The 19913-nt window shown below is 64.0% G+C and carries 20 protein-coding genes; 10 read left to right on the top strand and 10 right to left on the bottom strand.

Annotated features, from left to right (window positions below):
• Nucleotides 1-88 precede the first annotated feature (88 nt).
• Nucleotides 89-607, top strand: a complete 519-nt coding sequence (locus GC088_RS14110; RefSeq protein ID WP_323959625.1) for a mycothiol transferase — start codon at nucleotides 89-91, stop codon at nucleotides 605-607.
• 163 nt (nucleotides 608-770) lie between these two features.
• On the opposite strand, the gene GC088_RS14105 is transcribed toward GC088_RS14110, so the two are convergent.
• Nucleotides 771-1415 carry an alpha-ketoglutarate-dependent dioxygenase AlkB family protein gene (locus GC088_RS14105; protein ID WP_323959624.1) on the bottom strand — a complete coding sequence of 215 codons (645 nt, stop codon included), beginning with the start codon at nucleotides 1413-1415 and terminating at the stop codon, nucleotides 771-773.
• Nucleotides 1416-1500: 85 nt separating this feature from the next.
• Between GC088_RS14105 and GC088_RS14100 the strand changes: the two genes are divergently transcribed.
• Entirely contained in the window at nucleotides 1501-2268 is a 768-nt protein-coding gene (locus GC088_RS14100) for a VOC family protein (protein WP_323959623.1), read from the top strand.
• 3 nt (nucleotides 2269-2271) lie between these two features.
• On the opposite strand, the gene GC088_RS14095 is transcribed toward GC088_RS14100, so the two are convergent.
• Genes GC088_RS14095 through GC088_RS14080 form a run of 4 tightly spaced genes read right to left on the bottom strand, consistent with a single transcriptional unit; the run spans nucleotide 2272 to nucleotide 6261 of the window.
• On the bottom strand, nucleotides 2272-3141 hold the full coding sequence (locus tag GC088_RS14095; RefSeq protein WP_323959622.1) for a sugar phosphate isomerase/epimerase family protein: 870 nt from the start codon (nucleotides 3139-3141) through the stop codon (nucleotides 2272-2274).
• A 1-nt stretch (nucleotide 3142) separates the two neighbouring features.
• Nucleotides 3143-3979, bottom strand: a complete 837-nt coding sequence (locus tag GC088_RS14090; protein WP_323959621.1) for a carbohydrate ABC transporter permease — start codon at nucleotides 3977-3979, stop codon at nucleotides 3143-3145.
• Nucleotides 3973-4938, bottom strand: a complete 966-nt coding sequence (locus tag GC088_RS14085) for a carbohydrate ABC transporter permease (protein WP_323959620.1) — start codon at nucleotides 4936-4938, stop codon at nucleotides 3973-3975. The genes GC088_RS14090 and GC088_RS14085 overlap by 7 nt, the downstream gene beginning before the upstream one ends.
• A 3-nt stretch (nucleotides 4939-4941) precedes the next feature.
• Nucleotides 4942-6261 (bottom strand): ABC transporter substrate-binding protein, encoded by a 1320-nt coding sequence (locus GC088_RS14080; protein WP_323959619.1) that lies wholly within the window; start codon nucleotides 6259-6261, stop codon nucleotides 4942-4944.
• A 369-nt stretch (nucleotides 6262-6630) separates the two neighbouring features.
• Between GC088_RS14080 and GC088_RS14075 the strand changes: the two genes are divergently transcribed.
• From GC088_RS14075 to GC088_RS14065, 3 genes are all read left to right on the top strand, one after another.
• Complete coding sequence (locus GC088_RS14075) at nucleotides 6631-7632, top strand: SIS domain-containing protein (RefSeq protein WP_323959618.1); 1002 nt, start codon at nucleotides 6631-6633, stop codon at nucleotides 7630-7632.
• A 141-nt stretch (nucleotides 7633-7773) separates the two neighbouring features.
• Nucleotides 7774-8658, top strand: coding sequence for a PfkB family carbohydrate kinase (locus GC088_RS14070; RefSeq protein WP_323959617.1), 885 nt, complete (start codon nucleotides 7774-7776; stop codon nucleotides 8656-8658).
• A 46-nt stretch (nucleotides 8659-8704) separates the two neighbouring features.
• Entirely contained in the window at nucleotides 8705-9799 is a 1095-nt protein-coding gene (locus GC088_RS14065; RefSeq protein ID WP_323959616.1) for a LacI family DNA-binding transcriptional regulator, read from the top strand.
• Between the two features lie 8 nt (nucleotides 9800-9807).
• Here GC088_RS14065 and GC088_RS14060 read toward each other — a convergent pair whose 3' ends face one another.
• Entirely contained in the window at nucleotides 9808-10530 is a 723-nt protein-coding gene (locus tag GC088_RS14060) for an MBL fold metallo-hydrolase (RefSeq protein ID WP_323959615.1), read from the bottom strand.
• 78 nt (nucleotides 10531-10608) lie between these two features.
• Nucleotides 10609-11490, bottom strand: coding sequence for a phosphoribosyltransferase (locus tag GC088_RS14055; protein ID WP_323959614.1), 882 nt, complete (start codon nucleotides 11488-11490; stop codon nucleotides 10609-10611).
• Nucleotides 11491-11610: 120 nt separating this feature from the next.
• Between GC088_RS14055 and GC088_RS14050 the strand changes: the two genes are divergently transcribed.
• From GC088_RS14050 to GC088_RS14040, 3 genes are read left to right on the top strand one after another with little or no spacing between them, the layout of a single operon-like run.
• Entirely contained in the window at nucleotides 11611-11856 is a 246-nt protein-coding gene (locus GC088_RS14050; RefSeq protein WP_323959613.1) for a hypothetical protein, read from the top strand.
• Nucleotides 11853-12992 carry a baeRF2 domain-containing protein gene (locus GC088_RS14045; RefSeq protein WP_323959612.1) on the top strand — a complete coding sequence of 380 codons (1140 nt, stop codon included), beginning with the start codon at nucleotides 11853-11855 and terminating at the stop codon, nucleotides 12990-12992. Before GC088_RS14050 ends, GC088_RS14045 begins: the two co-directional genes overlap by 4 nt.
• Entirely contained in the window at nucleotides 12992-14764 is a 1773-nt protein-coding gene (locus tag GC088_RS14040) for a thiamine pyrophosphate-requiring protein (protein ID WP_323959611.1), read from the top strand. Before GC088_RS14045 ends, GC088_RS14040 begins: the two co-directional genes overlap by 1 nt.
• Here GC088_RS14040 and GC088_RS14035 read toward each other — a convergent pair.
• Nucleotides 14757-15575, bottom strand: coding sequence for a phosphatase PAP2 family protein (locus tag GC088_RS14035; RefSeq protein ID WP_323959610.1), 819 nt, complete (start codon nucleotides 15573-15575; stop codon nucleotides 14757-14759). The two genes, GC088_RS14040 and GC088_RS14035, sit on opposite strands and share 8 nt — an antisense overlap.
• 78 nt (nucleotides 15576-15653) lie before the next feature.
• Between GC088_RS14035 and GC088_RS14030 the strand changes: the two genes are divergently transcribed.
• A complete protein-coding gene (locus tag GC088_RS14030; protein ID WP_323959609.1) occupies nucleotides 15654-16301 on the top strand; it encodes a pyridoxine/pyridoxamine 5'-phosphate oxidase in 648 nt (215 codons plus the stop codon).
• A gap of 16 nt (nucleotides 16302-16317) precedes the next feature.
• Here the strand turns inward: GC088_RS14030 and GC088_RS14025 are convergent, their stop codons facing one another.
• A complete protein-coding gene (locus GC088_RS14025; RefSeq protein ID WP_323959608.1) occupies nucleotides 16318-17151 on the bottom strand; it encodes an aldo/keto reductase in 834 nt (277 codons plus the stop codon).
• A gap of 164 nt (nucleotides 17152-17315) precedes the next feature.
• Between GC088_RS14025 and GC088_RS14020 the strand changes: the two genes are divergently transcribed.
• Nucleotides 17316-18371 (top strand): DNA polymerase IV, encoded by a 1056-nt coding sequence (locus GC088_RS14020; protein ID WP_323962092.1) that lies wholly within the window; start codon nucleotides 17316-17318, stop codon nucleotides 18369-18371.
• Nucleotides 18372-18374: 3 nt separating this feature from the next.
• Here the strand turns inward: GC088_RS14020 and putP are convergent, their stop codons facing one another.
• Complete coding sequence (putP, locus tag GC088_RS14015) at nucleotides 18375-19874, bottom strand: sodium/proline symporter PutP (protein WP_323959607.1); 1500 nt, start codon at nucleotides 19872-19874, stop codon at nucleotides 18375-18377.
• Nucleotides 19875-19913: the final 39 nt, after the last annotated feature.

Here is a 19913-nt window from a genome sequence, read left to right as displayed (position 1 = left end):
TAATCCCCACGAAGCTGCACGTTTCCGGCGTTTTTGCCCTGACCGTCCGGGCTGCTTTACGAAACCGACGGGGTTTAGGCTATGGCGCATGAGTGGAAGCGACGTACTGACAGAAGCGTTCGGCCGCATTCCTGACGCGGTGGCCAACGCAGTGGACGGGCTCGACGCCGGCCGGCTCGCCTACCGCCCGGCCCTTCCTGACGGTTCCGGCGCGCGCGGCAACAGCATTGCCTGGCTGGTGTGGCACCTCGCCCGGGTGCAGGACAACCACGTGGCCGACGCCGCCGGTCGGGACGAACTCTGGCTCGCCGACGGCTGGGCGGACAGGTTCAACCTCGGCCTGCCACGTGAGGACACGGGCTACGGGCATGGTTCCGACGACGTCGATCGGGTACAGGTCGAGGCGGACCTTCTCGTGAACTACCACCGCGCTGTACATGAGCGGACATTGAACTTTGTACGGGACCTGAGCGAGACGGACCTAAACCGGATCATCGACACGTCCTGGGACCCGCCGGTGACACTGCGGGTGCGGCTGGTCAGCGTCATCGAGGACTGCATGCAGCACGCGGGCCAGGCGGCTTACCTGCGGGGACTCCTGGCCTGAGGTCTTCCTGGTTGGCCGGACCTCCGCGCCAAGCCTGGGAATCCGATGGCTTCGCGCGGATGGCGGGGCATTGAAGCGGCCGGTTCGGCGGCAAGGCAACGGATCCGCGGGTTAACCGCTGTTGGCACGCTTATGGCCGGAGCGCCATCCAGAACGTCCGTCCCTACAGCCCTGTGACGCGCAGGGTGATGTTGAGCCGTCCGTTGAGTCCGAGCGCCGAGTCGGCGGTCCCTGAGAAAGTCTTCATCACGCCGTGATACGCGAAGCGTGACGGACCGCCGAACACGAACAGGTCGCCGGATTCCAATCGTACGTCGGTCCACGGCCGGCCCCTGGACTCAGTGTTTCCGAACCGGAAGAGGCAACTGTCTCCGATGCTCAGTGACACAACCGGTGCGGAGGACTGTTCCTCCTTGTCCTGGTGCATGCCCATCTTCGCCGTCGAATCGTAGAAGTTGATGAGCGCCGCATCCGGCTCGTAGCTCTCGTCCCGCTCTCCGTAGGCGGTCTCAACGGCATCGCGCCCCAACCCGGCCAACCACGAAGGAAAGGGAGCGACCGGGGCGCCGCCGACGTCGTCCGCTGTCCGGCTGTAACGATAGGGCATCCAGTGCCAGCCGAGGCAGACAGTCTGCACGGACATCTGCGTCCCGTTCGGCATGCGAGTGTGCCGCATCGGCACCGGACCCTGCGCCCACTCGCGGCACGCCTGGACAACGTCGCGCTGGCGTTCGGGATCCAGCCACTCCGGGACATGCACCGCACCGGGCGCGACGACTACGGGTTCTCGGGGAAGCAGGGAGCTCATGGCTCCATTGTGGGGGTTCCCATTGTCAGTGCCGGCGGGCAGATATACGCTCGCCTCGTCCGGTCCCCTTGCACAAGGAGTTCCCATGCCCGCTCGCGAAGCCTTCCCTGACGGAGTGCCCTGCTGGATCGACCTCGCCAGTTCCGACATGGCGAAGGCGGTGACCTTCTATTCCACCCTGCTCGGTTGGGACGCCGAGGACATGGGGGAGGAGTACGGGCACTACACAAAGTTCTCCAAGGATGGCCGAGTGGTTGCGGGACTCATCGGCAACACGGAGGGCTCGGGATTTCCTGACGGCTGGACCACGTACTTCGCGGCCGGTGATGTGAATGCTCTCGCGGAGAAGGCGGCGCTCGCGGGCGCCGAACTGCTTGGGCCGCCGTTCACAGTGTCAGACCAGGGCAGTGTGGCGCACGCCGCGGATCCCTCGGGCGCAACGTTCGGGCTGTGGCAGGGCGACAAACTCCTCGGCTTCGAGGCGCACGCCGAAGAGGGTGCTGCGGTGTGGCACGAGCTTGCCACGCGGCAGTACCAGCAGTGCCTTGAGTTCTACCGGCGGATCTTCGAATGGGAGACCCGGGTGGAATCGGACTCGGATTCTTTCCGCTACACCACGGGGCTTGTCGACGGCGAGCAGGAGGCAGGCATCCTGGATGCCAGGACCTTCCTGCCGGAGGGGGTGCCGTCGGCGTGGACGGTGTACTTCGGCGTGAAGGACACCGACGCTGCTGCCGCCCGGGTCCGTGAGTTGGGCGGTACGGTGACGGATGACCCGATGGACTCAGCGTACGGCCGGGTATGCACCGTGACGGACCCCACCGGAGCAGCCTTCAGGCTGATCTCGGTCTAAGTTCTAAGTTCTCGGTTCGACGGCCCGGTCAAACGCGTTCAGGCACCGCTCGAGCGCCGGACGCGGGTCGAAGGCATAGGTTCCGTCACCGAAGAGTTCGAAGGTGAAGTAGCCGTCGTATCCGGCGCGCTCAAGCTCGGCTACGTAGGTTCCGAGAGGGAGGTCGCCGTCGCCCCAGGCGAGATGCCCGGTTGGGCATCCGTCGATTAGATGGACGTGGCGGATCAGCGTATCGAGGTTCCTGACGTAATCCTGCACTGTCTCACCGGCTGCAGCCATGGCAACAGTGTCCAGTACCGCTCCCAGATTGGAAGCGCCGACGTCGTCAATCATCCGGCGCAGGGCTTGTGAATCGTTCACCAGGTTCGATTCGACCCGCTGCAGCGGCTCGAGCACACAGTCCACGCCGAGTGTGGCTGCATACGAAGCAATCTCACCCAACGCATCCACGGACCGCCGCCAGGCGCGCTGCAGATCCTCATCCTCGAAGCCGCGGCCGGGGGTCAGAAAGAGCAGAGGCGCCTGCAGTTCGTTACACACCTGCGCTGCCCTGCGGAACAGAGCAATGCTGTCATTTCTCAGCCAGTCGACGGGGGAGGCGATATTCACCGGATACATCACCTGCTCGACGGTCACACAGTGGGCTTCGAGCTGCCGATCCGAAAGCTGACGGCGGACGGCCCGGATGGCAGCGTTATCCAGTTGCGGGATGTGGAACTGCGGGGCGATTCCCCATAGCTCCAGCTTCCGGCGACCGAGGGCGGCCATGTCGTCCAGGAACACGTCGAACGGTCGATGCTGGTAGGAGAAGTTCGAGCCCAAGACCCGCTCCGTTGGTATGGCTACGGAGTGCTCCGGCTGATTCGTTCCCAATTCACTTTCCAATGCCGTCTGCCAGCCCTTTCACGAAGTAGCGCTGGCCGAGGAAGAACAGCAGCACTACGGGGATTGCCGCGATAACCATGCCTGCGAAGACCACCGGATAGTCCGTCCCGTGCTTGCTCATGAGACTAGTGAGGCCCACCGGCAGGGTCTGCACGCCGGTCCCGCTGGTGAAAACCATCGCGAAAAGATACTCGTTCCAGGCGAACAGGACGTGCAGGATCACGGTCGAGACGAGGATCGGCTTGCACATCGGCAAAATAATGCGCCAGAACGTTGTCCACTGGGAGGCTCCGTCCACTTCGGCCGCTTCGTCGATTTCTCGCGGAAGATCGATCATGTAGGCCCGGATCAGGAACGTGGTGAAGGGGATGCGGAACGCTGTGTAGAGGATGAGCAACGCCCAGAAGGTGTTGTAGAGACCCAGGCTTTGGAACATCTTCACGAGCGGAACGAGTGCTACCGCCGGGGCCAACATCAGCCCGCCCAGAATCACTGTGACTACGGCTCTGTTGAAGGGAAGATTGACGCGTGTCAGCCCGTAGGCAGCCCAGGCGCTGATGAAGACGGTGGCTATCGTCGACGTGACCGTCACGAGGACGCTGGTCATCAGATAGTTGCTGACTCCCCGGTTCCAGGCGTCTGCATAGTTCTGCCATTCCCAGCTGATAGGAAGGGCGAACGGGTTCCCGAACAGCTCGGCATTCTGTTTGAAGCCGTTGAGGACCATCCATAGAAGCGGGTAGACCACCACGACAACGAGGCCGAGCAGGAAGGTCCACATGAAGACCCGGAGGATGCTCCCAAGGAAGGAGATGCGCGTTACCATTCCACTCTTCTCCTGTGCGTGATCCAGAGTTGTACGAGCGCGATGACGAGAGTGACGAGGAAGATCACCATGGCAATCGCTGCAGCGTAGCCGAAGTCGTTACGGACAAATCCGCTGCGGTAGAGCCATGTCCCGAGGACCTGGGTGGAGTTGTTGGGGCCGCCGCTGGTCATCACCATCACCTCGTTGAAGACCTGGAAAGCACCGGAGATGGTGACGATGGTCATGAGGCCGGTCATTTCCCTCACCAGCGGGACCGTTACCGTGAAAAAGCGGCGGATGGTGCCGATCCCGTCGATTGCGGCAGCCTCGTAGAGCTCGGACGGGATTCGTTGGATGGCCACGGCAAACAGCAGGGTGGAGTAGCCGAAGCCTTGCCACTGACTCATCGCGATGACCGACATCATTGCCGTGCTTTCCTGGCCGAGCCAGGGCTGGGCAAGAGCCCCGAACCCTACGTTCTTCAAGATGAAGTTCAGCAGGCCGAGGTTGGGCTCGTAGATGAAGTAGAAGAGGAGCCCTGCCACGGTTAGGGAGATGGCGGAGGGGACGAAGTACACGGCGCGAAGCGCGCGCCGCCAACGTTCCCTGCGTACGCTTTCGATGATTGCTGCCAGCACAAGCGCCGCACAAACCTGGAAAACGATGGAAACAGCGGCATAAAGAACGTTGTTGCCGAGGGCACTCCAGAAGATGGGGTCGTTGATTAGCTTGGCATAGTTATCGCCGCCGACGAACGTCTGACTGCCGCTGTAGATATCCCACTCGAGGAAGCTGAACCCGAAGTTCTGAACGAGGGGAAGGTAAACAAACACTCCGAGGGTGAGCAGCGCCGGCAGAACCCAGGTAAAGCCAAGCACTTTCCGAAAACCGGATTTGCGTGAAGGCGTCTGCTGAACGGGCGAGGGGTTTCCGGGCACCCGCGCCCGTCTGGTGCGGGTGCCCTCAACAGTCAGCATGGCCTACTTCGCCGCATTCGAAGCGTTGCGGACGCTTTCGAGGACCTGTTCAGGTGTCGAGCTTCCACTGATGATGGCTTCTCCGCCGGCGAGCCAGGCATCCGCAACTTCCGGAACAGTTACTGTATCCAGCCAAACGACAACCTGTGAGGCGTTGTTCACCTGATCAATCCCTGCATGGACTACTTCGCTGGAGGTCTCCGGCGTTACCGCACCCACTACGGCGCTGGGCTGGCCGTACGGCGGAGAGGAGAGCGTGGCCGCATTCTCAGGAGCGGTTACAAACTTCATGAAGTCGACCGCAAGGGCCGCCCGGGGCGACTTCGCGTTGATGAGATACCCCTCCGGTGAGCCCTCGATCGCCTCCGGATCTCCTTCGGCGCCCGCGGGTACAGGCAGCTTGAAAATGCCAAAATTCTCAGGGGTGAGGGCGTTGCCGTCGGCGGTCACCGTGTCGAATTCGAGGATCTCCTGGTAGTACATGGCCGCAGATCCTCCGGCTAGTGCCTCCTGCGCCGTGGTGTAGAGAACCCCGTTAGTGCCTTCTCCGCTATCCGTGCACTCATCGACGAGCGTCTTGAACTGCTCCAGCGCGGCCACGTACCCCTCATGGTTGAGTTCCGCCGTTTCCGGTGCGAAGTCCGCCTGCAGCACCTCAGCGGGGACGTTGTAGGCAAAGAGCTGCTGAAGATAATGCAGTCCCGGCCAGCCGTCCTTATTGCCAAAGGCGATTGGTTCATAACCGGCTTCCCGGAGGGGCTGGCAACTCTCGATCAATTCCTCGAAGGAGGTGGGAACCTCCACGCCGGCCTCCTCGAAGGCGGTCTTGTTGTACCCCATGAACTTGCCGTTGTTATAAAGGGGGATCCCGTAGTACTTGTCGTTGTACTTGAAGGCGTCCAGAGAGGCCTGTCCGAAGGTATCGCCCCATTCCGTTCCCGGTGCGATGACATTCGTGAGGTCAGCGGCAAGCCCTCCGCCGACGAAGTTCTCTGCCCAGTCACCGGTCCAGCTGAAGTAGATGTCGGGGAGGGCTCCGGATGCAGTGAGTGTCTTGGTCTTGTCCTTGATGCTCTGATCCGTCTCCTGAATCAGCTCAATCTCCACCTCGGGATGAAGTTCCTTGTACTCTGCGGCGAGGTCTTCGAAGTAGGGCTGCAGCGGTTCACCCGCGAACTTGGTCAGGATGCTCAAGCTTCCGGAGAACTCGGGCTCGGCCCCAACGTCCGCAACCGCGGTGCTCGACTGTCCCGCGCACCCGCTGAGGCCGAGCGCTGAAACCATCAGGAGCGCAGCTGCCGCCAGGGAATTTCTTCTCTGCATGGTGGTCCTTCGTGTGAAGTAGCGGACCGACAGAGCCACATCCGTGAGTCATCGAATCCGCCTTTGGATTGTGAGAGGTACTGCGTGATTTCGATGACTATACCCAGCTTCTGGTACCGGTACCAGACCTTTTTCAAACTTTCTTTGAGGGGACGCTTGGGTCATTCTGGCTGGCGGAGCCGGGCCGCAGTCGAGGCTGAGAAAGTGCTCTATTGCCGATGAAACCGCTACTTCGTCTGCTCAGCAACTCTGCGCCTCCACCCCTTGACGGCGTCTCAGGTGATGTGCCAGCATCGGTCCCACTGCTGATACCGGTACCAGCTTCCGATCGGCATTCCACCTCCTCCACCCCTTTCCGAAAGGAAGATGATGCTCGGTTTTGACGAGTCAGCATTCCGCAACCAAATCGCCAGCGCAGTGTCCCTGCGGCCTCAGATCGAGGAACTAGTCACTACGATCACCGCTGATGGACTGAGCAATCTTTTCCTGATCGGCGCCGGTGGAACGTATGCCGCGATGTGGCCTTATGAGCACCTGGCACGCCGCCTGTCGACGCTTCCCGTGAGGGCAGTGATAGCGGCGGAGCTCATCGAATCAGGCGACGCCTCGCTCGGTGAGAAGTCCGTCGCCGTCTTTGCCTCGGTCTCCGGGACCACGGACGACAGCCTTCGCGCAATCCAGTACTGCAAGGAACGCGGTGTTCATACAGTTGCGCTCACGGGATACCCCGACTCGCCCATTGCACAGGCAGCTGATTCCGTCCTGATCTCGCAGCCCAAGACGTGGCCCTTCGATATGCAGATGCTCCTGTTCATGACCAGGCTGCTTTCCGAGCGCGGAGAATTTGCCGGGTATGAGAAGTTCGCAGACGAGCTGGCGCAGCTTCCTCAGGTGCTGGTCGACGTCGCAACGCAGGCAGAGCCGGAGGCTGCCGCCTTCGCGGAATCTCACGCACAAACGGACTATCACTTCCTTGTGGGCGGCGGAAACCTGTGGGGCTTCACCTACCTGTACTCCATGTGCATTCTCGAGGAGATGCAGTGGTTGCGGACCACCCGCGTACACAGCGCCGAGTTCTTCCACGGTTCGCTCGAGCTGCTAGAGAAGGACACCAGCGTCATCATCTTCCAGGGGGAGGATGAGACGCGCGCCCTTACTGACCGCGTCGAGAAGTTCGCACGGCGCGTGTCCGACGACGTCACCGTCCTCGATACCCGCGACTACCCCCTTGAGGGCATCAGTGAGGAATTCCGGGGCCTGCTGGCGCCGGTGGTTCTGGACACGGTTACCGGCCGCATCAGCAAGCATCTTGAGCGTGTGCGCAACCACTCGCTCGATCTGAGGCGCTACTACCGGGTGGTCGAGTACTAGATTCCGACCCCGATCGGGCGCCTGTTTCGTGAAGCAGGCGCCCGGTCTTACGCGCATCGATCAGTCAGAGCAGCACAAACACTTAGGCCAAGCACAGAGGGCGGCTATGAAGCACATGCAGCACCAAACGGAGTCAGGCTCATGAAGGCTTTGGGTTTCGGGGACAACATCATTGACCGTTACCTGGATAGGGGAATGGTGTATCCCGGCGGGAATTGCGTCAACTTCGCGGTATTCGCCCGCAAGCTGGGTGTGGATGCGGCCTACCTGGGGGTCTTCGGATCGGACGAGCACGCTCGCTTCCTCCGTGATTCCATCCGGGCTGAGGGCGTGGACCTGTCGTGCTCGGTGACCAAGGATGGATCGAGCGGGATCTCGACCATTCGTATCGTCGACGGCGAAAGGGTGTTCGGCGGTTGGAACGGCGGCGGTGTGACGGTCAGTGATCCGTTGGAACTGGACGAAGCCCTGCTGGGATACGTCGCCGGCTTCGACCTGGTTCATTCGAGCGTCTATTCCAGGTCCGAGCGCGAGTTACCCAAGGTGCGGCGCAGCGGACCGCTTGTGAGTTTCGACTTTTCAAGCGAAGAGGAATTCCGCACGGCTGACTACCTGGCCGCGGTCTGTCCCTCGGTCGACCTGGCGCTGATCTCCTGCTCCGACCTTGCGGCCTATGATGCCGAGCACCTCCTGTCCGAGCTGGTGCGGCAGGGAGCAGGGCTTGCCCTTGGGACCTGCGGAGATTCCGGAGCCATCGTTTTTGACGGAGAAAGCTACCTCCATGCGCCGGCATCACCCCTTGAGCCATCACAGAGCCCCATAGACACCATGGGGTGCGGAGATGCCTTCCTCACCGCATTCGCAGTCACCCTGTTCGGTCTGGGATGGAGCAGGACCGCGCCTCCGCAGGAAGCTTCGCTCCGCGAGGCCCTGCGTGCCGGTGCCGACTTCGCCGCGCAGCAGTGCCTGGTGGAGGGCGCGTTCGGGCACGGGGCGGCCGATTCCGGCTTGTCGGTTAGCATGTGACATGCTGATCCGGGTGTGCCAATCCGTCAACAGAAAAATGATCTGAATGGCTGCAGAACGCGACCGCAGCGTAGCTCCTCCCACTATTTCCGAGGTTGCCGCTGAAGCAGGTGTGGGCCGGGCATCAGCTGCCCGCACCCTTGGAGGATACGGGTACGTTAGCCCGGAACTGCGGGAACGAGTACTTCAGGCTGCAGAAAAGCTGGGGTACAGGGCCAACGCGCTCGCCCGAAGCATGTCCACGGGTGTCAGCCACACCCTCGGCCTCATCGTTGCGGATATCGGCAACCCGTTCTTCGCGGGGGTTACGCGTGGCATCAGCGACTTTTCGCGCTCTCGCGGATTCGACACCATTGTGCTCAGCACTCACGAGGACCTTGAGGAAGAGAAAGTTGCAGTGGGCGTGCTCATGGACAAGCGCGTCGACGGAATGATCATTGCCTCGGCCGCCGTGGCTCGCGGAGAAGTCGCGCACATCCAGGACGCCGTTTCACGCGGGATCCCGGTTGTCCTGGTCGACAGGGCTGTGGAGCACCTGGCTCTCGACTCCGTGGTCATCGACAACCGTGAGGCAAGCAGGCGTGCCGTCAGCCACATGATCGAGCGCGGGCACCGGCGGATCGGGTTCATCTGGGGTCCGGCCGTCAAGAAGCCGATCACGACGCGGCGCGCCCTCACCGCGGCCGCTTCGCAGAGCCTGTGGACCGATGGAGAGCGGTTGAACGGGTACCTCGACGCGCTGGACGACGCCGGAATCCCGTTTGACGCCGACCTCGTGATGACCGAACCAAAAACGGAAGAAAACGCGACGGCCGCCGTCGCCCGGATGCTGGCCCTCGAGAATCGGATCACCGGAATCTTCTGCACCGAAACGGACGGCATGACTGGAGCCCTTCGCGCGGTAAGGTCCAGCGGGCTCCGCTATCCCGCGGACGTTTCCTTGATCGGCTTCGACGATAGTTCCTGGGCGGCGGTCATGGACCCGCCCCTGACCATGATCGAACAGCCAATGCTGGAGCTCGGTGCCCGCGCAGCCGAAACACTTCTGCACCAGATCGATGGCGCAACCCCGAGCGGCAAGATGCATACCCTGGAGACACGCTTCATCGAGAGGGCGTCGGTGGCGCAGTGGCGTCCCTGATGCGTGCCCTAGCCGGAAGTTTCCCGCAGATAGTGCAGTTGGGCGGCCACCGACTGCTCCGCCGCCCGGCGAACGGAAGGGTCGACGTCGGCATACACCCGGTCCGCGACCGCGCCGACACTGGCCTCACCCGCAGTGAGCCCAAGGGCGAGCAGCGCCGCCCTCACCTGGTCCAGCCGTTCCAGCCGATGCGAACGGTACGAGCGGGCGGCGTCGGCAATGCCCGGGAGGGCCGGCCCGTGCGCCGGGAGCACAGCGGCGTTTCCAAGACCTTCGAGCAGGTCGAGCGACCGCAGGTATTCGCCCAGGGTGCCGTCCGGGTAGCTGAGCACCGTGGTTCCCCGGCCCAGCACAGTGTCGCCGGTCAGCAGGGAGCCGGAGGGGCCGTCGTCGGGGAGGAAGAAGCACACCGAGTCGGCGGTATGGCCCGGCGTCGCCAGCACGTTGATCCGCACGCCCGCTGCCGAGATGGTCTCTCCGTCTAGGAGAGGCGGCCCGCCGTGGGACTGAGCCGGGTCCAGCGCCCGCACGGGCGCTCCCGTCAGCTGGTGAAAGCGCGCGCTCGCCTCCGTATGATCGCGATGGTGGTGGGTTATGAGCACCAGTTCAACCGGCCCGGAGGATTGGAGCGCTGCAAGGTGCACATCATCGAGCGGTCCGGGGTCCACAACCACCACGGAAGGTGCTTCCGGCGCCCCAATAAGGTACGAGTTGGTTCCGTCCAGGCTCATCGGTCCCGGGTTGGGGGCCAGCCGAAATCGGGTGAGTGGGCTGCTGACCTGCAGTGCGGCGTCGTGCCCGTCCACCCGCTAGCGGACCGTCTCGCGGACCTCGCCGAACGGGACCTCGGGGGAGACCTCGGCCTGAGTGTCGGGTCCGAGGTTGGTACTGATCAGAACACCGTGCTCGCCGCCGGCGACTGACTGCTTGAGGACGGGAAGTACAGCGTTGGCCGTGCTCTCGTCCAGGGTGTCCAGGTAGGCGCGGTAGGCCTTGGGAAGATCTGCGTAATCCGTCATGGTCCCCAACCTACGCTCGCGTGCGGCGCTCAACAACCGCTGTACCTCTTCGTCCGAGACCTGCGGGAAACTGCGGTAGGCGCTGCCCACTGCGGGCAGGTTCGGCGCGCTCCAGGGGCTGACCAGCTGATCCACTTCGGGTCCGACGGCGTCCATCGCCGAGGCGAGGAACACCGGTGCAGCGGCGATCACCCGCTCCGCCCCGCTCTTGCGCACTGCCGCGACGGCGGCGCGCATGGTTGCGCCGGTGGCTACGCCGTCGTCGACCACAACCACCGCCTGGCCTCTGACCGACAACGGTTCGAGTCCGGCCCGGTACAGGCGCTCGCGGCGTTCGAGCTCCGCCTGTTCCTGTGCGGCGACCCGAGTGAACGCTGCATCTGCACTTCGGATATCAGCGAGGACACGCACGTTCCGCACTGTCTCCAGGGTCCCACCGATTGATGCGATGGCACCCATCGCGAGCTCCGGATAACCCGGCACGCCAACCTTCCGGACCATGACCAGATCCAGGGGTGCAAGGCAGGAATCGGCAACCACGGCGGCTACCGGAACACCGCCCCGGGGAAGGGCGAGCACGAGGGGATGAACGCCGTGCAGCACCGGCTCGAGCACGTCCGCGAGATGCCGCCCGGCGTGCTCGCGGTCGGCGTAGCGGTCACTTTCACGCATGCGTGGCATCTGCTCCCCCGGTGGGCCGACAGGTCTTTTCTTCGAGCCCAGAGAATGATAGACCGTAAGTAATCTTATCATTTTCGCCCATCTGCAAGCCGAACATGAAAGAGGTACGCCATGGCTGAGCGCGGCAACACCACCCACGGTCCACATGTGGACGACCAGATGAAACACGAGACGCAGGGCTTGGTGCAGGGGGGCCATCACACCCGCGCCGAAGACTGGCGGGAAACCGAAACGATTGACGACGACGTCGACGTCCCCCTTGAGGAAGCGCCCGTTTACGAGCGCCAACCGAATCAAGGCAACACCGGCGATGACACCGACACCGACGACGCCACAACCGACGAGGAGGCGCAGTGACAAGCTCCCTGCACGCGCTTGGAGATCTCTACAGGAAGTCCGGCCCCTGGGTCACCGTGTACACCGATGCGAGCACCGGAACGGTCGACTCCCTGCACGCGGACGATGTGCGGCCTGACAACATCGCCACCGCTCTGGAGGAGGCTGGAGCGTCCAAGGAGGATCGGCGCGCTGTTGCCGACGCGCTGCGCACAACCGCGAAGGGTTTGCCTGATCCGGTGGCCCGCCTGATCGTCGTCGCCAACGGCACCGTGGAGCTCGACGAATTCCTCCCCGGCGAGCTTGCGCTGCCCGAGTTCACGGCGGTCAACGAGGTTCCGAACCTGTGCCCTCTGCTCTGGCACCGGCCGGATGACTTTGCCTATGTAGTGGCCGAAGTGGGAAGGGACGGCGGCGAGATCCACCTCCGACGCGCCAACGGCCTGTCCGACGACGACATGATGCACGTGGAAGGCGAGACCGAGAACATCAAGAAGGTTCCGAGCGGCGGCTGGTCTCAGGGCCGCTACCAGCACCGGACGGAGAACATTTGGAAGGCCAACGCAGGCGATATCGCCGGCGAGATCGACCGCGTTGTCCGCAGCAACAAGGCGCGGTTGCTCATCGTGGCCGGCGACATTCGGGCGCGGAATCTCGTGGCTGAGCAACTCAGTGAACAGTCGAAGGAGATTCTGAGCGTCGTCGAGAGCCATAGCCGGACGGAGGGCGCCGACAAGGAAGCCTATGCGCAGGAGATCGAGAAACGGGTGGCAGAGTGCATCGCACGGCGGCAGGAGCAGTTGCTGGAGCGGTTGAACAACCAGAAGGGCCGCAGCAATCCGGAGGCTGCCGAGGGCATCGGCCTGGTGGTTCCGGCGCTGCAGCAGGCGCAGGTTGACACGCTCCTGCTGGAGACAGCGGGCCTGAACGGGCAGCGTCTGCTGGCATTGGGATCGGAGCCGTGGACCGCCTTCGTCGACGGGGAAACCGCCGGGGCGCCGGTACTGGGGGAGGTGCCAGCGCCGTCGTCGTTGTTGCGGGCAGCCGTGCTGACCGATGCAGAGGTGGCGCTGTTCCCCTCGGGCGCGCTCGACGGCGGCCCCGTGGCGGCGCTGCTGCGCTGGCCCGTTGGCCCCACCGTTCCCACAGCCGGCTGATGGGGGACCGGCTGGTAGCGGACGCAATAGTCGAGCGGTTGACTTCGTGGGGGGTCAACCGGGTCTTCGGATACAGCGGTGACGGGATCAACCCGGTGCTCGGCGCGCTTCGGCGCGCCGGGGCGCCGGAGTTCATCCAGGCGCGCCACGAGGAGAACGCGGCCTTCATGGCAGTGGGCCACGCCAAGTACACCGGGGGCGTGGGCGTTGTGCTGTCCACGCAGGGACCCGGCGCCGTCCACCTGCTCAACGGGCTATACGACGCACGGATGGACAGCGTCCCCGTGGTGGCCCTGGTCGGCCAACAGAGCCAGACGGTCCTGGGATCGGCGTACCAGCAGGAGATCGACCTGCAGAGCTTGTTCAAGGACGTGGCGGCTGAGTTCCGGCAGCAGGTGAACAGCCCCGAGCAGGCTCCCATGGTGCTGGACCGCGCCTTCAAGGCGGCCCTCGCCACCCGGTCGCCCGCCGTCGTAATCCTTCCGCACGATGTGCAGCAGGAGCCGGCAACCGAGCCCGGGCACGAACACGGCGTCGTTCCTTCCGCGCCCCTTTGGAGCCCGGGAACCGTAATGCCCCGGGAACAGGACCTGCACGACGCCGCTGCGGTCCTTAACGCCGGATCAAAGCTGGCGCTGCTGGTCGGGCAGGGTGCGCGGAACGCGCAGGAAGAGGTGGCTGCGCTCGCGGAGAAGCTGGGCGCTGCCGTCGTCACCAGCCTCCTGGGCAAACCGTACGTCGACGAGACGCAGCCCTGGGCGGCTGGGACCATGGGTCACCTGGGCACTACCGCCAGCGGTTGGGCGATGGGTTCCTGCGACACGCTGCTGATCGTGGGCTCGAATGATCCGTGGACGGAGTTCTATCCGCCGCCGGGCCAGGCGCGCGCCATCCAGATAGACAGCGACGCCAAGGCGATCGGCAACCGCTACCCGGTGGAGGTTGCGCTCACCGGTGACGCAGCGGAATCCCTCCGGGCGTTGCTGCCCCTGGTCGACGAACGCATCGGCTGGCGCTCCGACGTAGAACGCCACGTGGATTCGTGGCGCCGGCTCAGCGAGGCCCGGGCGATGGTGGCGGCGGAGCCGGTAAATCCGGAGCGCGCCGTCCGGGAGCTGAATGGTCGCCTGCCGTCCGACGCGCAGGTGGCGCTCGACGTCGGCAGTTGCGTCTACTGGTACGCCCGCCAGCTGCACCTGCCGGCCGGCGTGCCCGCCCACCTCTCCAGCACGCTGGCCAGCATGGGCGGCGGAGTGCCCTATGGACTCGCGGCGAAGCTGGCCTCGCCCGAGCGGCCGGTTGTGGTGCTCAGCGGTGACGGCGGGTTCCAGATGACCGGGATGGCCGAGCTGATTACGGTCAGCAGGCTGTGGCGGTCCTGGGCCAACCCGGTTTTCGCAATCTGCATCCTCAACAACCGCGATCTCGCCGAGGTGACCTGGGAACAGCGCGAGACCGAAGCCGAGCCCCGATTCGCTGATAGCCAGGCCCTTCCCGATGTGGATTACGCCGGCTACGCGAAGCTGCTGGGCCTGGACGGTCTGCGGGTGGAGACGCCCGACGACGTTGGACCGGCATGGGAGCGGGCGCTCGCCGCCGACCGGCCATTTGTGCTGGACATCGTCACCGACCCGGACGTTCCCCTCCTGCCGCCGTTCCCTGCGGGTAAGTCGCTCGCGGAGTCCATGGAGGAGGGCCTCGCTTCGGAGGGGAACGCGCACGCGCTGGAACTTCTCCGTGAGTACCTCAGGCTCGAGGAGGAACTCAGCTAATTCCACCCGGTTGAGCGCCTGGACGGTTGCGCCGGTGGTTCCGGAAGGTGAGCAGCAGACGGTGCGCGGTAATCACGAGGGCGAGCCACGCCAGCCCGAGTGTCCACGCCACCGCCACGTCTGTTAGCCAGTGGTGCCCCAAATAGACGCGGGTGAGGCCCATGACGAAGGCGAAGACCACGGCGACCGTGATGGTGAGCGCTCGGGTTCGCTTGCGCCGCTGACGAAGCATCAGAAGGTACGCGACGATCCCTGAGAGAACCACCGCGTTGAGCGTGTGACCGCTGGGGAATGACGGCGACAGCTCGAAGGGAGGAATGGCGAAGTCGGTGTCAGGCCGGAGTCGGCCGATGGCGTCCTTGCCGAGGACGGTCATCAGCAGTGATCCCGCTGCGCCCACGCCCATCAGGATGAGCGGTGTGAAGGACCGCCGCACAAGGGTGAGCGCGAGCGTTACTGTCCCTGCGAGCACGGGCATGCCGACCGGACCGCCGAGATGCGTGAACGCTGTCGCCGCCCCGTTGAGCCAGGGTGACCGGACGTCGATTGCTGCATCCAGCGCGGGCTGGTCGAGCGAGGCAATGCCGTCCCGGTCCGCTACCGCTTCGTAGACCTCGGCCGAAGCGACAGTAAGCGCGACGGCGCCGCCGATGCCCACCACAAGCAGAGCCAGCAGTGCCCAGCGGTGACCGATCCACTTTGCCAGTTGCCGGACGCAGGCGACCAGGAAGCTGCCGACCGGCGTCTGCCACCGGGTGAGGTCGCGTGTTCCGACGTGGGAGTCCTCATCCTCCGGATCCTGGAATGCCATCCCTCGACGATAGCAACGTGGGGAAAGGTACGCAGGACAGCGGGCGCTCGCCGGCGGGGAATCAGTAGGCTGGGCGACATGACTTCGAGTGCTGGAGACCTGCTCCGCGGCCTGGCGGTCTTTCCCGACGGGATGCGTCCATTCGACCCGGGGTCGGCCCCTGAATCTCCCCACGACCTGTTCCTGCGGTGGCTGGCGGCCGCGATCGACGACGGCGTTCCCGCTCCACACGCAGTGGTGCTTTCCACCGCCGACGGCGACGGCTGCCCGGATGCCCGGGTAGTCGTCCTGCGGGACCTGGACGAGGGCGGCTTCTCCTTCGCCACGAGCAGCGACAGCCCCAAGGGCCGCCAGTTGAACGCCACCCCTCACGCGGCGTTGACCTTCTTCTGGCAGGCCGCCGGTCGGCAGATTCGGGTAAGCGGCCCCGTTACGCCCGCCTCGGCGGAAGAGAACGACGCCGACTTCCGCCGCCGCCATCCCGCGGCACGCGCGCTCGTGCTTGCAGGGGAGCAGAGCGAACCCATCCTTGCAGGCGAGTCGGTGAGTGCCGCCGTCGAACGGGAACTGGATGGAATCGAGGGCAGGGGTTCAGCGACGTGGACTGTCTACAGGGTCGCGCCCGAACGGATCGAGTTCTGGCAGGCTGATGCCGACCGGCGCCATACCCGCCTGCGTTATGTGCGAAGCGGCGAGGGCTGGCGCAGGGAGCTCCTCTGGCCTTAGTCCAAATCAAAGGGGGTCAGTGGCCGAAGGAGTCGGAGTCTGCGATGTCGCTTTCGCCGGTATCCATCGCGCTGAGCGAGCCAACTTCCTCATCGGTGAGTTCAAACCCGAACAGGTTGATGTTCTGCTTGATGCGCATGGGATTGGATGACTTGGGGATCGCGACGAGTCCCAGCTGAAGATGCCAGCGAAGCACGATCTGTGCCGGAGTCATCCCGTACTTGTCGGCAAGCTGATCGATCACCGGGTCCTGCAGGAGTGCGCCGCCCTGGCCGATGGGGCTCCAGGACTCAGTGACAATGCCGTTTCGGGCGTGGAACTCACGCAATTCGGGACGGGTATGCCTCGGGTCCAGCTGAATCTGGTTGACGTCGGGAACGAGGCCTTCATCCAGAAGCCGCTGCAGGTGGTGAGCTTTGAAGTTGGAGACGCCGATGGCGCGCAGCAGCCCTTCCTCACGTAGCGCCGCAAGGCCCTTGACGGCGTCCACGTAGCTGTCCTGTGCCGGGTTTGGCCAGTGGACCAGCAGCAGATCGATGTAGTCGACGCCCAGCTTGGCCGCACTCAGTTCGAAGGCTTGCCGAACGCCGTCGGCACTGTGCCATTTCTTGTTGAACTTGGTGGTGATGAACAGCTGTTCGCGACTGATGCCCGAGCGGCGGATTCCTTCACCCACGCCGGCCTCGTTGCCGTAATTCTCGGCGGTATCGATCAGCCGGTACCCGGCGGCGATGGCCTGCTCGACGGCGGTCGCAGCCTCATCATCCGTCAACGGCCAGGTGCCCAGTCCGAGTACCGGAATGGATGCGCCGCTGAGCAGTTCGATGGTGGGTGCCACTGCATGGGTCATGGTTTTCCTCCTGGTGGAATCCTGATTTGAGCCTTGCGTTCTCCCCAGCTTTGTAGTCCGAACGGTGACGCGTCAATCCGCCCCCAGCAGCCGGAGCCGAACCTGTGGTGCATTCCCGTTGTGGCGAGCAGACTAGGGACGTGAGCCGACTTTCGAAGCCGTGGGTGTTGCACGTGGACCTCGACCAGTTCATCGCGGCTGTCGAGGTGCTGCGTAGGCCGGAGTTGGCAGGCAAGCCACTGATCGTCGGCGGACGTGGTGATCCCTCCGAGCGGGCCGTCGTCTCAACCGCTTCCTATGAGGCGCGGGCTTTCGGCGTCGGATCCGGTATGCCGTTGCGCGTCGCCGCCCGCAAGGTGCCGGACGCCGTCATCCTGCCGGTTGATAACGAGACGTACATCGCTGCTTCCGAAAAGGTGATGGCGACGCTGCGCGAACAGGACGGCGCAACGGTTCAGGTGCTGGGTTGGGATGAAGCCTTTGTCGGCGTCAACACCGCGGACCCGGAGGCGTATGCGAGGCAGCTGCAGGCAGCGGTGCTTGAGCGCACCGAATTGCGCTGCAGCGTGGGAATCGGCGACACCCTGGTGCGGGCCAAGGTTGCCACCGGCTTCGGCAAACCCGCCGGTGTTTTCCGGCTCACAGTGGACAACTGGCTGGAAGTCATGGGACACCGGCCCACCATCGAGCTCTGGGGAGTGGGACCAAAGGTTTCCCGAAGACTGGCAGGGCTGGGGATCACTACCGTGGCACAGCTTGCGGCAGCGGATCCGGCGGGGTTGGTGGGAGAGTTCGGCCCGAAGATGGGCCCGTGGTACCAGCAGTTGGGACGCGGGGATGGTGAACGCGTCGTGGATGACGCACCCTATGTCGCCCGCGGCCACAGCCGGGAGACCACCTACCAGCAGAACCTGACCGAGCCCGCCCAGATCGAGGAAGCGCTCCGGGAGCTGGTCGCCCGGGTCCTGGACGATGTGGCTGAAGAAGGACGCCCGGTGGTCGGACTAACACTGAAGGTCCGCTACGCTCCCTTCCTCACCAGAACCTATGCCCGCAAGATCCCGGAGACCTCAAGCCGGGAGTCCGTTCTTGAGCAGGCTCTGAGCCTTCTCGGCAAGGTTGAGTCGGGGAGGCCCGTCCGATTATTGGGCTTCCGCGCGGAAATGGCCCTGCCGGAAGACTCCCGACAAGGCCATACACCCACCCGCAGCGGTTGGTGAGTACTAGGAGACGCTGGCCGCTTCCGTCCGCCTGGATACGCCGCGGACCGCTTCATCGAATTCAGCCTCGATCTGTGCGTTCGGCTTCCAGGTGAGCCGGCTTACGACGACGGCGACCACCAGGTTGGCGGCGAATGCCGGCACAATTTCGTACAGCTGATCCGCAAGCGGCGAATTGCCCCAGGCGAAGACGACGACGGCGCCAACCACCATTCCGGCGAGCGCTCCCTGGGTGGTCAGCTTCCGCCAGAACAGCGAGAGCAGGATGGTCGGACCGAACGACGCTCCGAACCCTGCCCAGGCGAAGGCAACGAGGGTGAGGATGGAGTCGTTGCGGCTGGAAGCCAGCATGATGGCGACGACCGCGACGATCAGCACTCCGAGTCGGCCCAGGAGCACTCCTTGCTTCGGAGTTAGGGTCTTGCGCGAAACCATGTTGTACAGGTCCTCCACGAGCGCCGATGAGCAGACCACGAGCTGTGAGGAGATGGTGCTCATGATTGCAGCGAGGACAGCGGCCAGCACCACTCCGGCCACGAAGGGGTGGAAGAAGACCTGGGACAGTTCAAGGAAGACTGCTTCCGGGTCGCCCAGGGCGAGCTGCGGGTTCTGCTCGAAATACGCGATACCGACCAGCGCGGTGAGGACGGCGCCGAGAACGGTGAGGATCATCCAGCCGATTCCGATTCGGCGGCCGGTTGCCGCATCCCTCGAAGAACGCATGGCCATGAACCGGACGATAATGTGCGGCTGTCCGAAGTAGCCCAGACCCCATGCCGCTGCCGAGATGATGGCCAGGACCGAGCCGCCGGCAACGAAGTTGAGCATGGCGGGATCGACCGCGCGGATGGAGTCGACCATGCCACCGAATCCGCCGACCTGGAAGAGCCCGATCACAGGCACGACGATGAGCGCAACCAGCATGAGGAGTCCCTGCGCGACATCGGTATAGGTTGCGCCCATGAAGCCGCCGAACAGTGTGTAGGCGATGGTCACTCCCGCAACCAGAATCATGCCGAGCACGTAACTGGAGTTGAAGGAAGACTCGAAGAACACTCCGCCGGCCACCATGCCGGAAGAGACGTAGAAGGTGAAGAACAGGAGGATGATGACTCCGGAGACCACACGGAGGACGCGCGAGCGGTCTTTGAGTCGGTTCTCGAGGAAGCTGGGAACCGTAATGGAGTTGTTCGAAACCTCGGTGTAGCTGCGTAGCCGAGGTGCCACGATCTTCCAGTTGACCCACGCGCCTATCGTTAGTCCAATGGCTATCCAGATCTCGACCAGCCCCGACAGGTAAATGGCTCCGGGAAGTCCGAGCAGCAGCCACCCGGACATATCCGACGCACCGGCGCTGAGCGCGGCGACGCCGGGCTTGAGTCCGCGGCCGGCGAGCATGTAGTCATCAAGGTCGGACGTTCTCCGGTATGCGTACCAGCCGATTCCCAGCATGGCGAGCATGTACAGAGCCATGGCGAAGTATTGCCAGGTCTGGTCAGTCATGGGTTCCTCTCATAGTTTTTCTTGGAACTGCCTGAGTGC

The organism is Arthrobacter sp. JZ12 (assembly GCF_035189165.1).
In the GTDB taxonomy this organism is placed as follows: domain Bacteria; phylum Actinomycetota; class Actinomycetes; order Actinomycetales; family Micrococcaceae; genus Arthrobacter_D.
The sequence above is the reverse complement of the archived record's forward strand: the minus strand, read 5'-3'. Positions and strand labels throughout refer to the sequence as shown.

Coding starts and splice junctions, on each gene's coding strand:
- GC088_RS14110 (WP_323959625.1), top strand. CDS start 89: ATGAGTGGAAGCGACGTACTGACAGAAGCGTTCGGCCGCATTCCTGAC.
- GC088_RS14105 (WP_323959624.1), bottom strand. CDS start 1,415: ATGAGCTCCCTGCTTCCCCGAGAACCCGTAGTCGTCGCGCCCGGTGCG.
- GC088_RS14100 (WP_323959623.1), top strand. CDS start 1,501: ATGCCCGCTCGCGAAGCCTTCCCTGACGGAGTGCCCTGCTGGATCGAC.
- GC088_RS14090 (WP_323959621.1), bottom strand. CDS start 3,979: ATGGTAACGCGCATCTCCTTCCTTGGGAGCATCCTCCGGGTCTTCATG.
- GC088_RS14085 (WP_323959620.1), bottom strand. CDS start 4,938: ATGCTGACTGTTGAGGGCACCCGCACCAGACGGGCGCGGGTGCCCGGA.
- GC088_RS14080 (WP_323959619.1), bottom strand. CDS start 6,261: ATGCAGAGAAGAAATTCCCTGGCGGCAGCTGCGCTCCTGATGGTTTCA.
- GC088_RS14075 (WP_323959618.1), top strand. CDS start 6,631: ATGCTCGGTTTTGACGAGTCAGCATTCCGCAACCAAATCGCCAGCGCA.
- GC088_RS14070 (WP_323959617.1), top strand. CDS start 7,774: ATGAAGGCTTTGGGTTTCGGGGACAACATCATTGACCGTTACCTGGAT.
- GC088_RS14065 (WP_323959616.1), top strand. CDS start 8,705: ATGGCTGCAGAACGCGACCGCAGCGTAGCTCCTCCCACTATTTCCGAG.
- GC088_RS14060 (WP_323959615.1), bottom strand. CDS start 10,530: ATGAGCCTGGACGGAACCAACTCGTACCTTATTGGGGCGCCGGAAGCA.
- GC088_RS14055 (WP_323959614.1), bottom strand. CDS start 11,490: ATGCGTGAAAGTGACCGCTACGCCGACCGCGAGCACGCCGGGCGGCAT.
- GC088_RS14050 (WP_323959613.1), top strand. CDS start 11,611: ATGGCTGAGCGCGGCAACACCACCCACGGTCCACATGTGGACGACCAG.
- GC088_RS14040 (WP_323959611.1), top strand. CDS start 12,992: ATGGGGGACCGGCTGGTAGCGGACGCAATAGTCGAGCGGTTGACTTCG.
- GC088_RS14035 (WP_323959610.1), bottom strand. CDS start 15,575: ATGGCATTCCAGGATCCGGAGGATGAGGACTCCCACGTCGGAACACGC.
- GC088_RS14030 (WP_323959609.1), top strand. CDS start 15,654: ATGACTTCGAGTGCTGGAGACCTGCTCCGCGGCCTGGCGGTCTTTCCC.
- GC088_RS14025 (WP_323959608.1), bottom strand. CDS start 17,151: ATGACCCATGCAGTGGCACCCACCATCGAACTGCTCAGCGGCGCATCC.
- putP (WP_323959607.1), bottom strand. CDS start 19,874: ATGACTGACCAGACCTGGCAATACTTCGCCATGGCTCTGTACATGCTC.